Source organism: Microbacterium terrae (assembly GCF_017831975.1).
Taxonomy (GTDB): Bacteria; Actinomycetota; Actinomycetes; order Actinomycetales; family Microbacteriaceae; genus Microbacterium; species Microbacterium terrae.
On sequence record NZ_JAFDSS010000001.1, the window covers coordinates 3,752,905 to 3,766,203 of the forward strand.

The window sequence follows — 13,299 nt, forward strand, 5'->3', positions numbered from 1 at the left end:
CACCACCTGTCCGTCCCCAACCCCCACCAAAGAACGAAGGAGTTCCTTCATGAATCGCAGCAGAGCACTCGTCGGGATCGGTGCCGTCACCGTCACCGCGCTCGCCCTCGCCGGCTGCTCGGCCGGCGGCGACGCCGAGCCGGCAGACCTCGACACGATCGAGATCATGGCGCCGTATCTCGTGACCAACGCGCCCGAGGAGGGCAACGAGATCGAGACGGCGGTCGAAGACGTCGTCGGCGTCGACCTCGACATCACCTGGGTGCCCAACTCGTCGTACGGCGACAAGGTCAACATCACCCTCGCGGGCGACGACCTGCCCCACGTGATGGTCATCCAGGGCAAGGACCCCGGCTTCGTGCGCAACGCCGAAGCCGGCGCCTTCTGGGACCTGACCGACTACCTCGGCGACTACGAGAACCTCGCCACGACATTCCCCGAGGTGCAGAAGGCATCGAGTGTGAACGGCAAGGTGTATGGCGTCTACCGCGCGCGCGACGTCATGCGCGAGGCGGTCATCATCCGCAAGGACTGGCTCGCCAACCTCGGCCTCGACCTGCCCGAGACGACCGAAGACCTCCAGGCCATCGCGAAGGCGTTCACCGAGGACGACCCCGACGGCAACGGCCAGGACGACACCTACGGCATCATCGTGCCGAAGTGGCCCGGCACGATCGGCACCAACAGCCCGTGGGATGCCATGGAGACCTGGTACGGCGCCGGCAACCGCTGGACCGAGCGCGACGGTGAGCTCACCCCGAACTTCACCACCGATGAGTGGCTGGATGCCGTGCAGTACGAGCGCGGGCTCGTCGAGGACGGCGTGGTCAACGCCGACTTCGCGACCTTCGATTCGGCGAACTGGAACGAGCCGTTCCTCAACGGCAAGGGCGGAATCATCATCGACGTGCACTCCCGCGCCGGTGTGCTGATCAACCTGTTCAAGGAGTCCGACCCCGAGAACTTCGACCAGTACGTCGACGTGGCCGGCAACCTCACCGGCCCCGACGGCGAGCTGCACGCGCTGCCGACGACCGGCTACAGCGGCTTCCTCGCGATCCCGAAGGCCAAGGTGCGCACCGAGGCCGAGCTGCGCGCGGTGCTCGAGGTGCTCAACGACCTGAACTCGGCCGAGGCGGGTCCGATCCTCAACAACGGCATCGAGGGCGTCACCTACGAGCTCGAGGGCGATCTCGCCGTCGCGATCGACGACGCGCCGCAGGCGCTCAAGGACACGGTCCTGAGCTACTCCCAGCTCGGCATGAACGTCACCGGCTTCCAGGGGTACCTACCCAAGCAGGCGAGCGACTACGAGCAGGAGATGTACGACAAGCGCAAGGAGATCGAGGCGACCGACACCGAGTCGGCCGAGTTCGACCCGTCCGCACCGTACGTCTCGCCGACGTACGTCTCGAAGGGCGCTCAGCTCGACACGATCGTCGCGGATGCGCGCATCCAGTACATCGCCGGCCAGATCGATCTCGACGCGCTGAAGGCTGCCGTCGAGCTGTGGCGCACGAGCGGCGGCGACGACATCATCACCGAGATCAACGAGCTGGCCTCGGCCGACTCCTGATCCCGAATGCCGGGGCGGCGGCGCAGCCGCCGCCCCGGCACCACCGAGAGGCCCTCCCATGGCAATGCTCGACACCGCCATCACGGCGACCGAGACGCTGACCGTCGAGAAGAAGTCGCGACGGCGACGCGGGGTGCGCGTGCACTTCACCCAGTTCAAGTGGCTGTACCTGCTGCTGGTCCCCGGCATCCTGTACTTCGCCGTGTTCCGCTACTGGCCGATGTACGGCGCGGTCATCGCGTTCAAGGACTACGTGCCGTTCCTCGGCATCTCCGACAGTCCGTGGGTCGGCTTCCAGCACTTCGAGGACTTCTTCTCGAGCCCGGACTTCCCCCGGCTCCTGGCCAACACGCTGATCCTGGCGCTGCTGAGTCTCCTCATCGCCTTCCCGCTGACGATCATCGTCGCGCTTCTGCTCAACGAGATGCGCCTGATGATCCTCAAGCGCACCGTGCAGACGCTCATCTACATCCCCCACTTCCTGTCGTGGACCGTGGTCGCGTCGCTCACCTACCTGCTGTTCGCCCTCGACGTCGGGCCCCTGTTCCAGCTGATCAACGGCATCCTCGGCACCGACGTCAACTTCCTCGCCGACCCGGCCTGGTTCCGGCCGATCATCGTGCTGCAGGACATCTGGAAGAACACCGGCTGGGGCACGATCATCTTCCTCGCCGCCCTCGCCGGCGTCGATCAGGCCCAGTACGAGGCGGCCATCATCGACGGCGCCGGCCGCTTCCAGCGGGTGTGGCACATCACGCTCCCGTCGATCATGCCGACGGTCATCGTGATGCTCGTGCTGCAGATGGGCCAGGTGCTCAACACCGGATTCGAGCAGATCTACCTCATGACCAACTCGCTCAACCGCTCGGTGGCCGACGTGTTCGACACCTACGTCTACTTCATGGGCATCACGCAGGGGTCGTACAGCTACTCGACCGCGGTCGGCCTGTTCAAGGCTGTCGTCGGCGTCGTGCTCATCTTCGGCGCCAACTGGCTCGCACGCCGGTTCAACCAGACGGGAATCTTCTGATGGCTCGCGAGAAGTATCGCTTCAACACGCCTGCGGGACGGGTCTTCGACGTCTTCAACGTCGTCCTGATGATCGGCATCGCCATCATCGCCCTCGTCCCGTTCGTGTTCGTGCTCGCCGGATCGTTCGCGACCGAGTCCGAGCTGGCCACCCGGTCGTTCTTCCTGTGGCCGGAGACGTTCTCGCTCGATGCGTACGAGGCGATCTTCACCAGCCCCGCGTTCGTCCGCGCCCTGGTCACGACGATCGCCGTGACGGCCGTCGGCACCGTGGTGCAGCTGATGCTCACGGCGACGATGGCCTACCCGCTCAGCAAGTCGAACCTGCCCGGCGGGCGCCTGATCCTCTCGCTCATCGTTTTCACGATGGTGTTCTCGGGCGGCATGATCCCGACATTCCTCGTGGTCAAGGATCTGGGTCTGCTCAACAACTACTGGGCGCTGATCCTGCCGATGGCGATCAACCCGTTCAGCCTGATCATCATCAAGAACTTCTTCCAGCAGCTGCCGAACGAGCTGGAGGAGTCGGCGAAGATCGACGGCGCGAACGAGCTGCAGACCCTGTGGAGCATCGTGCTGCCGCTCTCGAAGCCGGTGCTCGCCACCTTCGCGCTGTTCTACGCGGTGGGCATCTGGAACGACTTCATGTCGCCGCTGCTCTACCTCAACGACAACTCGATGTGGACGCTGCAGATGTTCCTGCGACAGGTGACCGTCGCGACCGACCTCTCGATCGTCGAGCAGGACCCGTCGCAGATGCCGCCCGCGCAGGGGATCAAGTTCGCGGTCATCATCGTGGCGACGCTGCCGATCGTGCTCTTCTATCCGTTCCTGCAGAAGCACTTCGCGAAGGGCATGCTGATCGGCTCGGTCAAGGGATGAGCGATCTGCGCTATGCGAACCCGCTCGCCTCGGCGGCCGACGTCGCCGACTGGATCGGGGAGGGTCCGGTGTCGGCCGCGCAGGGCGACGACGGCCTCGTCCTCTCGAGCGCCGGGGGGCCCGACGACCACTGGACGCTCTGGTGTCCCGAGACCTTCGGCGACCGCATCCGCGTCACGTGGGAGTTCTCGCCCCGCGGGGAGCCGGGTCTGGCGATGCTGTTCTTCGGCGCGGCATCCGTCGTCGGCGGCGGCATCTTCGACGCCGATACGGCCCCGCGCGACGGGGCGTATCCGCAGTACCACTCGGGCGACATCCGCACGCTGCACGTCTCGTACTTCCGGCGCCGGTGGGAGGACGAGCGCGCCTTCCACACCTGCAACCTGCGCAAGTCGCCGGGGTTCCACCTGGTCGCGCAGGGCGCGGACCCCCTTCCTCCGGTCGTCGACGCACGCGACGCGTTCTACCGGATCGAGGTCGTCAAAGACGGTGCGCACGTCTCCTTCGCCATCGACGACCTTCCCCTCTTCGCCTGGGCCGACGACGAGTCGACCGGTCCGCGCGTCCGCGAGGGCCGCATCGGCTTCCGCCAGATGTCGCCCCTCGTCGCCTGCTACCGCAACCTGGAGGTTCACTCGCTGTGACCGCGATCGACGCGACAGTCCCGCTCCGCTGGCTCGATGACACCCCGCCCGCCCAGCTCTCGGGTGGTGTGACCTGGGGCGTTCCGCTGCCGCGGGGCACCGTCGCCTCGCCGGCGCAGCTGCGGCTGCGCGAGTGCGCGGGCGCCGACGTTCCTGCGCAGTTCTGGACCCTCGCCACCTGGCCCGACGGCTCGGTGAAGTGGGCGGGCGCCGCCGTCGGCGCGCTCGCCGCGCCGACCCGGTACGAGATCGCCGTGACGGATGCCGCGGCACCCGCGTCGGCCGGACACGAGGCTCCTGTCGTGGTGCGCCGCGACGGCGGCGAGATCGGGGTCTCGAACGGGCTGACCGAGATCGTGTTCGCCGCGGACGCCGGCGCCGACACCGTGGCCCGGCGCATCCTGCGCGACGGGCGTGTGGTCGCGGAGGACCTGCGCCTCGTGAGCCTGCTGCAGGAGGAGATCCCCGAAGACGGCGGCCCGGCGCCCCGGCGTCCGTTCCGCTCGCGGACGACGGTCGTCGAGGTCGAGCAGGACGGCCCGATCCGCGCGGTCGTGCGCGTCGAAGGCGTGCATCGCGACGAGGCCGGCGGCCGCGAGTGGCTTCCGTTCACCCTGCGCTTCGTCGTCGCGGCCGGTTCGGCGGAGGTGCGCGTCGTGCACACCGTCGTCTGGGACGGCGAGGCCGACCACGACTTCCTCGCCGGGCTCGGCCTGCGCGCCGACGTGCCGCTGCGCGCGGCGCTGCACGACCGCCATGTGCGCGTCGCCGGCGCCGACGGCGGCTTCTTCTCCGAGGCGGTGCGGGGCCTCACCGGACTGCGGCGCGACCCCGGCGCCGAGGTGCGCGCAGCCCAGATCGCGGGAGCGCAGACCCCGCCGGTCGACACCTGGAACCCCGAGGTGTCGAACAGGCTCGAGCTCATCCCGTCGTGGGCCGACCTCACCCTCACCCAGCTGAGCGCCGACGGCTACTCGCTCCGCAAGCGGACGAAGGCGGGGCACGCCTGGATCGACGCCGGCGCCGGAACCCGTGCCGAGGGTTTCGTCTCGGTGAGCGATCCGACCGGCGGCCTCGGCGTCGGCATCCGGTCGTTCTGGCAGTCACACCCGGGGCAGCTCGACCTGCGCGGCATGACCGGCGACCGGGCCGAGCTCACCGCATGGCTGCACGCTCCCGAGGCGCGCCCGATGGACATGCGGTTCTACCACGATGGTCTCGGGCAGGACGACTTCGCGACTCAGCTCGAAGCGCTCGAGATCACCTACGAGGACTACGAGCCCGGCTTCGGCGACGCCCACGGCGTCGCCCGCACCCACGAGCTCACGCTGTTCGCGTATGCCGCCACGCCGCCGATCGCCGAGGTCGCGGCATCCGTCGACGCCGTGCAGCGGCCGCCGCTGCTGCAGCCCACCCCCGAGCACCTCCACGCCGCCGGCGTCTTCGGCGACTGGGCTCCGGTGGACCGGTCGACCGCGGCGCGCACCGAGATCGAGGACAGCATCGACTTCCTCCTCGACTTCTACCTCGGCCAGATCGACCAGCGGCGCTGGTACGGCTTCTGGAACTACGGCGACGTGATGCACGCGTACGACGGCGACCGCCACGTGTGGCGCTACGACGTCGGCGGCTACGCATGGGACAACAGCGAGCTCTCGCCCGACCTGTGGCTCTGGTACTCGTACCTGCGCACCGGTCGCGCCGACGTCTTCCGGCTCGCCGAGGCGATGACCCGCCACACCGGCGAGGTCGACGTGTACCACCTCGGCCGCTGGCAGGGCCTCGGGTCGCGCCACAACGTGCAGCACTGGGGGTGCAGCGCCAAGCAGCTGCGCATCTCGAGCCCGATCTACCGCCGGTTCTTCCACTACCTCACCGCCGATGAGCGGGTCGGCGACCTGCTCACCGAGCTGCGCGACAGTGACGCGCGGTTCCTCGACACCGACCCCACCCGCAAGGTGCGGCCGGATGCGGCGACCTACCGGCCCGACCGCGGTGCGCTCGCCGTCGGCCTCGGCACCGACTGGGGCGCCCTTGCCGCGACCTGGCTCGCCGACTGGGAGCGCACCGGCAACGAGCGATCGCGTGACCGGCTGCTCGGCACCATGGCCGACATCGGCGCTCTTCCGCAGGGCTTCCTCACCGGCGAGGCGCTGTACGACATCGACCGCGGCCGCTTCGACACGACCCGAGACCGGGTGTCGGTGTCGCACCTCAGCGCCGTGTTCGGGCTGGTCGAGGTGGCGAGCGAGCTGATCTCGCTCGTCGACGTGCCCGGGTTCCGTGAGGCGTGGATCGACTACTGCCGGCTCTACCTCGCCTCGCCCGAGGAGCAGATCGCCGCGGTCGGCGAACCGCTCACCGGCATCCATCTCGAGCAGGCGCACAGCCGCCTCACCGCCTATGCTGCCGCGGCGACCGGCGACGACGCGCTCGCCGATCACGCGTGGGAGGCGTTCGAGGGGATCGGGGAGTGGCTCGTGCACCGCAGCGACTTCGTGCTCCGTCGCATCGACGGCGCCGCCGTGCTCAACCCCGTGGACGAGGCGCCCAGCGTCGGCACCAACGACGTCGCGCAGTACGGCCTCGCTGCGATCCAGAACCTCGCGCTGATCGGTCACCGCCTGCCGGAGTGAGGCCGGCTGCCACGCTCGGGCGGGGGCAGTGTTGCTCCGCCCCCGGGATCTGTGGCCGAGGCGCCCGATTCCTGGGGGTGAAACCTTGCCTCGAGCTGAGGTCGGTGTGGTTCCGCCCCCAAGAAAAGGGCGCTGGGGGCACGCTTCCTGGGGGTGGAACTGCGGAGGCCGGCAGGGCGAGGGAGTCGCTGAGCCGGCAGACCGCGGACCCGCGCCCGCCGGCCCGGGTCAGCGGTCGGCGATGAGCACGCCGTCGTCGACCCGCAGGCGTGCGACGTGCACGGCGGTCGGTCGGTGCGCGCGGTCGTCGGCGTCGGCGAGCTCACTGCCGTCCCACCACGGGTGCGTGAAGAAGTAGAAGAGCGTGTCGCCGGCATCCTGCGTGATCGCGCCGTGCCGGCCGATCTGCACGCCGGACTCGATCGGTCCGCTCTCGCCCAGGATCACGGCATCCGCCCCGCCCTGACGCTCCCACGTGACGGCGTCGGCCGAACGGTGCACGGCCATGCCGCGCCATTCGTCGGTGATCATCCACCACCAGCCGTCGAGCTCGAAGGCCGACGGACCCTCGTGCCCGCGCCCGTCGATCGCGGTGCCGTCCGCGTGCCACGCGGAGAGGTCGGCGGATGTCGCGACCTTGGTCACCGAGCCCGCTGCCTCGTCTTTGTACCAGAGGCGCCACAGCCCGTCGGGGCACCGGGCGACGTTCGCGTCGATCACGCGGTCACTGTCGAGCTGAAGAGTCTCGTGCCGGGTCCACACCGCGAGGTCGTCCGACGTGTACTCGACGATCGTGCGGGCGTGCCCCTCCCACTGCGTCGGGATGCCGTCGATCTCGGTGAGGTACATGCGCCACCGCTCACCGTCGTGGATCACCTCGGGTGCCCAGTGCGTGACGTCGACCTCGGCGGGCGGCGCTCCCGCGCGCAGCGACAGCCCCGACGCGTCGGGCTCGAGCGTGCCCGCGTACGTCCAGCGCAGTCCGTCGGCGCTGCGGGCGATGCCGATGCGGCTGCCGTGCACCCACGCGACGCCCGCTCCGGGGTCGGGGTGGGTCGCCCGGCGCTGGGTGTAGAACATCCACCACCCGGTGTGGTCGTCGTGCACCACGCGCGGATCCGTTGCGCCGTCGTAGACGGGGTCGCGGTAGATCTGGCCGGGCGCGGGACGGGACGGGTCGACGGATGCCGCGCCCTCTGCCGCCGGGTGACCCTGGTCTCCGGGCTCGTCGATCAGCGGTGCGGTCATGCGCGACGGTCGGCGACGGGGCTGGCGAAGCCGCGGCGGTGGGTCGGATGCTGCGCGAGACGCTCCGCCGTGACCACGCCGCCATCGGCCGCCGAGGCGTAGATCGCTGCGACGATCTCGAAGGAGCGGGCCGGGTCGGCTGCCGTCGGGGGCAGCGGCGCACCACTCAGAAGCGCATCGAACACCTCGCGGATGAGCGGCGTGTGGCCGCTGCGCTCCTCATCGCCCGGCAGCTCCCACGTCGTCGCCTGGTCTTCGAACCCGGGCGCGGGAGTGATCAGCCAGTTCTCGTGGCCGTGGCCGTACAGGTGCTCGACCGTGATCGTGGCGCGCTCCGTGTCGATGCGGATCACGCTCACCTCCCGCGGTGACACGGCGCTGGTGACCACCGAGGCGACCGCGCCGTTCGCGAAGGTCACCGTCGCCGTCGAGGCGTCCTCGGTCTGGGTCTCGCGCGCGAGACGCCACAGCTGCGCCTGCACGCTCTCCCAGTCGCCGAGGAGGTAGGCGAGCAGGTCGATCTGGTGGATCGCGTGACCGAGGGTGGGGCCGCCGCCCTCGGTCTCCCACTTACCCCGCCACGGCACGGCGAAGTAGGCGGGGTCGCGGAACCACAGCGTCTGGCACTGTGCGATGAGCGGCTTGCCGAAGGCACCGCTGTCGAGCAGGCGCTTCACGTGCGCGGCGGCGGTGCCGGTGCGCTGCTGGAAGACGACGGCGAGCTGCTTGCCCGCGTCGGCGGCTGCGCTGCGCATCTGATCGAGTTCGTCGAGGCTCGGTGCCGGGGGCTTCTCGACGATCACGTGCGCGCCCGCGGCGAAGGCCGCGATCGTCTGGGCGGGGTGGGCGCCCGGGGGAGTGCACACGTGCACGACGTCGGGCTTCGCCGTCGCGAGCAGCTCATCGAGGTCGTCGTAGACGGCCGGCGCCCCGTGGGCTGCGGCGAAGCGTTCGGCGGACTCGCGCGAGAGGTCGGTGACGGCCACCAGTTCGGCGTGCGGGTACGCGGCGATCGCATCGGCGTGGGCCTGGGCGATGGCCCCGGTCCCCACGATGACGCAGCGGAGCGTGTCGGTCATCGGGTGGTCTCCTTCGACGTTCGGGATGCCGCGTCCCGGCGGCATCCGTCACAGCCTAAAACGATTCGAGGGAAAGCGCTATCCCGATTCTGCCGCGATTCCGCGCGTCGCGACCCCGCGGCCCCTCCGCCGACGATGCGACGGCTCAGCCCGGGACGCCTGCCTGCGTGGCGTGCAGGTGCGCATACCGGCCCGCGGCCTGGACGAGCGCGTCGTGCGAGCCGACCTCGACGATCTCGCCGTGCTCGAGCACGACGATGCGGTCGGCCTGCCGGATCGTCGACAGTCGGTGGGCGACGACGAGCGTGGTGCGGCCCTTCATGAGGCGGTTGAGCGCCTCCTTCACCAGCTGCTCCGACTCGGGGTCGAGCGCCGAGGTCGCCTCGTCGAGGAGCAGGATGCGCGGGTCGCGCACGAGTGCCCGGGCGATGGCGAGTCGCTGGCGCTGGCCGCCCGACAGACGCGCTCCGCGCTCGCCGACCACGGTGTCCCATCCTTCGGGGAGGCGGTCGACGAACTCGGCGGCGTTCGCATCGCGCAGAGCCGCGCGGAGGCGCTCATCCGAGACGTCGTCGAGGCCGTAGGCGATGTTCTCGCGGATGGTGCCCTCGAAGAGCACCGACTCCTGCGGAACCACCGACACCGAGCGGCGCACCGTCCGCAGATCCAGCTCCTGCATGTCGACGCCGTCGAGCAGGATGCGCCCGGCCGACGGGCGCACGAACCCGAGCACGATGTTGAGCATGGTCGACTTGCCCGAACCGCTCGAGCCGACGAAGGCGACGGTCTCGCCCGGGGGGATGTCGAGTGAGATGTCGCGCAGCGCGTCGCGATCGGCCTCGGGGTAGCGGTGCGAGACGTGGTCGAGCTCGAGGTGGCCGCCGACGCTGTCGACCGCGCGCTTGCCCTCGTTGAGTTCGAGGTCGGGCTCCTGCAGCACCTCCGAGATGGAGCGCACCGACTCGAGCCCGCGCGCTCCGACGGGGATGAGCATGAGCAGCTGGGTGAGTCCGCCGGTGAGGAGGGTGAAGTAGGTCGACAGCAGCACGACCTCACCGGGAGTGATCGGCAGGAAGCCGGTCAGCGAGAAGATGGCCGCGAGCACGAGGCATCCGACCCCCAGCAGCTGCATCGCGACCCACGAGATCGACGCTACGTGGCCGTTGAGCATGTCGAGCCGCAGGCCCGCGCGGCGCACGCCGTCGGCGCCGGTCGCCACGCGGGTGACGGCGGTCTGCTCGAGGCCATGCGCGCGCGTGACCGGGATGAGCGACGCCATCTCGCCGACGCGCGCCGAGAGGGTCTCGACCTCGCGGCGGAACACCTCGTTGCGCTCGCGCGAACGGTTGCGGAGGCCATGGCGGATGCCGATCGCGATCGGCACGGCGAGGGCGTACACCGGCAGGAACTGCGGCACGGTGATCGCCGTCATCGAGATCGCGCCGATCATGACCATGGTCGACGACAGCAGGGGGTGCGTGATCTGCTGCAGCATCAGCTCGATGTTCTCGACGTCGCGCACGACCTTGGTCTGCACGATCGACGAGCTCACCCGCGTGTGGTAGCCGATCGACAGGCTCTGCAGGCGTGCGGCGAGGGCGTTGCGCAGGTCGGCGCCGGTGTCGCGCACCACCGTCATGAAGTTGCGCGTGTAGATGATGTGCATCGGGTAGTTCTGCACCAGCAGCACGGCGGCGATCGAGAACCAGATCAGCACGGTCGAGACCTCACCGCCGGTGGCGACGATGTCGATGATGCGCGCCGTCACCACCGGCAGGAACCACAGCGGGATCTCCTTGCACGCGAACGCGAGGATGGCGATCGTCATGCGTCCGGGGCGGCGCGCGAGCAGCTTCAGCACGGCGCGGGCGGGGCGCGGGTTCTGGGTGATGTTCACGATGCGGATCGCACCAGTAAACGCTTTCTGCGTCATGCGGCTATGGTATCGACGGATGCCGCACCCCCGGCGGGATCGAGAGGAAGCCATGACCTACCACCTCGCCGGAGACTCGACGGTCGCGCCGCCGAAGCCCGAGGAGCTGCCCATGACCGGATGGGGCTCCTACCTCGAGATGGATGCGCCCACGCGCAACCTCGCGTTCGGGGGAGCGACCACCGAGTCGTTCATCGAGTCGGGCTCGTGGAGCGAGCTGCTCGGGGCGGTGGAAGCCGGCGACACGGTGGTGATTCAGTTCGGCCACAACGACCAGAAGCAGCCCGAACTGCTCGCGGCGCGGGGCGGATACGCCGACCGCCTCCGCGGGTTCGTGGCCGACGTGCGCGGCCGCGACGCGACGGCGGTGCTGTGCACGTCGTGCGAGCGCCGGTGGTTCGACGGAGATCGGGTGATCCCCACGCACGGCGACTACCCCAATGCGGTGCGCGACCTCGCGCACGAGCTCGACGCGCCGCTCATCGACCTCACCGCGTTCACGACCTGGCTCTACGAAGACCTCGGGCCGGAGGCATCCGTCGCTCTGCTCAGCCACTTCGCGCCCGGGGAGCATCCGGTCTGGCCCGAGGGGCTCGTCGACGACACGCACTTCCACGAGCGGGGCGCCCGTCGCATCGCGGCGTTCGTCGCGAAGTCGCTGCGTGCGATCGAGCGCCGCGACGGCGATCAGGCCCCCAAGGGAGTACCCGGCGTCGTCGCCTGACTCGGGGAGCAGGCGTTTCGTCTCGCTCCGCTCGCTCAACGACCGGGGAGCAGGCGTTTCGTCTCGCTCCGCTCGCTCAACGACCGGGGAGGGGCGGTCGTTGAGCGAGGAGCGGCGCGACGAGACGAAACGGTCGCGGGTGGGCGTTTCGTCTCGCTGCGCTCGCTCAACGACCGGGAGGCTCGCAGCACTCGCTCGACGACCGGGAGGCTCGCACCACTCGCTCAACGACCGGGGGTGGTCGTTGAGCGAGGAGCGGCGCGACGAGACGAAACGGTCGCGGGTGGGCGTTTCGTCTCGCTTCGCTCGCTCAACGACCGGGAGGCTCGCTGCGCTCGCTCAACGACCGGGAGGCTCGCAGCACTCGCTCGACGACCGGGAGGCTCGCTCCGCTCGCTCAACGACCGGGAGGCTCGCTGCGCTCGCTCGTCAGTGGGCGCCGCGGCCGGCCGTCGAGGCGCGGACGGCGAGTTCGGGCTGATAGACGATGTTGCCCTGTGCGCTGCCTGCCTCGCCCGAGATGCGGGCGAGGAGCATCTCGGCCGCCGTGCGCCCCATCTCGCGGGCCGGCTGGCGCACCGAGGTGAGGGGCACGGCGGCGATCGCGGCGAACTCGATGTCGTCGTAGCCGACCACGGCGACGTCTTCGGGCACGCGCACACCGCGCGATATCAGCCCGTAGACGAGGCCGATCGCGAGGTGGTCGTTCGAGACGACGAGCCCGTCGGGGCGGTCGTCGGGGTGGCGTGCGGCGATCTGCTCGCCGAAGGCCCGGCCGAGCTCGGACGTGGTGCGCTCGGTCCAGATCGGCTCGAGGCTCGCGCCGGGCACCGCGTCGACCGCCGACTGCGCGCCCTCGCGGCGCTCGCGCACCTGGCGGACGGCGGAGCGCGCGCCGACGTACGCCAGTCGCCGCCGGCCGGTCGCGAGTAGGTGGTCGGCGGCCAGGCGTCCGCCGGCGACGTCGTCGAACGAGACCGAGGGCAGCGAGCCGGTGTCGTCGACGGCATCGACGAGCACGACCGGGATGCCGCGGCGTCGGAGTCGCTCGAGCCAGGGCCCGGTGTCGCCGAAGGGGCTGACGAGGGCGCCTTCGACCTGCACGCGCTCGAAGAGCTCGAGGTGGTCGCGCTCCTTGGCGACGTCGTCGCTGGAGTTGCCGAGGAGCACGCGCATGCCGGCCGCCGACGCGGCATCCTCGGCTCCGGCGACCATGTCGCCGAAGAACGGGTTGGCGATGTTGATGACGGTCATGCCGAGCAGGCCGCTGCGGCCGGCGCGCAGCTGCTGCGCCGCCTGCAGCGGCACGTAGCCGAGCTGGTCAGCGGCTGCGCGCACGCGTTCGACGAGTCTCTCGCTGACGAGGTGCGGACGATTGAGCGCGTTCGAGACGGTGCTGATCGAGACGCCCGCGCGCTCGGCGACATCGCGGATGCCGGCTCGCTTCATGACGACTCGATTCCCCCTGCGGACTCGGTGCCGCCCCGTCGTCGGGGCGCGTGTTCCTGCCCATGCTAGGCGTTCCCGGCCGTCGCGCCGGTCGCGCGT

General features: G+C 70.1%; 10 protein-coding genes. 6 read left to right on the forward strand and 4 right to left on the reverse strand.

All coding sequences use genetic code 11. The features are described 5' to 3' along the window. The first annotated feature begins 49 nt into the window (after nucleotides 1-49). The 5 genes from JOD63_RS17030 to JOD63_RS17050 all read left to right on the forward strand — a co-directional run bounded on the left by JOD63_RS17030 (nucleotide 50) and on the right by JOD63_RS17050 (nucleotide 6,767). Nucleotides 50-1,576, forward strand: coding sequence for an extracellular solute-binding protein (locus JOD63_RS17030; protein WP_045274216.1), 1,527 nt, complete (start codon nucleotides 50-52; stop codon nucleotides 1,574-1,576). A 64-nt stretch (nucleotides 1,577-1,640) separates the two neighbouring features. Continuing rightward, nucleotides 1,641-2,606: an ABC transporter permease gene (locus JOD63_RS17035; protein WP_045274217.1), complete on the forward strand. Its 966-nt coding sequence runs from the start codon at nucleotides 1,641-1,643 to the stop codon at nucleotides 2,604-2,606. Beyond that, nucleotides 2,606-3,487, forward strand: a complete 882-nt coding sequence (locus JOD63_RS17040) for a carbohydrate ABC transporter permease (RefSeq protein ID WP_045274218.1) — start codon at nucleotides 2,606-2,608, stop codon at nucleotides 3,485-3,487. The genes JOD63_RS17035 and JOD63_RS17040 overlap by 1 nt, the downstream gene beginning before the upstream one ends. After that, complete coding sequence (locus JOD63_RS17045; RefSeq protein ID WP_045274219.1) at nucleotides 3,484-4,131, forward strand: DUF1961 family protein; 648 nt, start codon at nucleotides 3,484-3,486, stop codon at nucleotides 4,129-4,131. The genes JOD63_RS17040 and JOD63_RS17045 overlap by 4 nt, the downstream gene beginning before the upstream one ends. After that, entirely contained in the window at nucleotides 4,128-6,767 is a 2,640-nt protein-coding gene (locus tag JOD63_RS17050) for an exo-rhamnogalacturonan lyase family protein (RefSeq protein WP_245617923.1), read from the forward strand. The genes JOD63_RS17045 and JOD63_RS17050 overlap by 4 nt, the downstream gene beginning before the upstream one ends. Before the next feature lie 228 nt (nucleotides 6,768-6,995). Here the strand turns inward: JOD63_RS17050 and JOD63_RS17055 are convergent, their stop codons facing one another. The 3 genes from JOD63_RS17055 to JOD63_RS17065 all read right to left on the reverse strand — a co-directional run bounded on the left by JOD63_RS17055 (nucleotide 6,996) and on the right by JOD63_RS17065 (nucleotide 11,027). After that, entirely contained in the window at nucleotides 6,996-8,015 is a 1,020-nt protein-coding gene (locus tag JOD63_RS17055; RefSeq protein WP_084613306.1) for a family 43 glycosylhydrolase, read from the reverse strand. Beyond that, nucleotides 8,012-9,094 carry a Gfo/Idh/MocA family protein gene (locus JOD63_RS17060; protein WP_045274228.1) on the reverse strand — a complete coding sequence of 361 codons (1,083 nt, stop codon included), beginning with the start codon at nucleotides 9,092-9,094 and terminating at the stop codon, nucleotides 8,012-8,014. The genes JOD63_RS17055 and JOD63_RS17060 overlap by 4 nt, the downstream gene beginning before the upstream one ends. 145 nt (nucleotides 9,095-9,239) lie before the next feature. Next, on the reverse strand, nucleotides 9,240-11,027 hold the full coding sequence (locus tag JOD63_RS17065; RefSeq protein ID WP_045274220.1) for an ABC transporter ATP-binding protein: 1,788 nt from the start codon (nucleotides 11,025-11,027) through the stop codon (nucleotides 9,240-9,242). Nucleotides 11,028-11,079: 52 nt separating this feature from the next. Between JOD63_RS17065 and JOD63_RS17070 the strand changes: the two genes are divergently transcribed. Beyond that, complete coding sequence (locus tag JOD63_RS17070) at nucleotides 11,080-11,751, forward strand: rhamnogalacturonan acetylesterase (RefSeq protein WP_045274221.1); 672 nt, start codon at nucleotides 11,080-11,082, stop codon at nucleotides 11,749-11,751. 429 nt (nucleotides 11,752-12,180) lie between these two features. On the opposite strand, the gene JOD63_RS17075 is transcribed toward JOD63_RS17070, so the two are convergent. Then, nucleotides 12,181-13,200 carry a LacI family DNA-binding transcriptional regulator gene (locus JOD63_RS17075; protein ID WP_045274222.1) on the reverse strand — a complete coding sequence of 340 codons (1,020 nt, stop codon included), beginning with the start codon at nucleotides 13,198-13,200 and terminating at the stop codon, nucleotides 12,181-12,183. Between the last annotated feature and the right edge of the window lie 99 nt (nucleotides 13,201-13,299).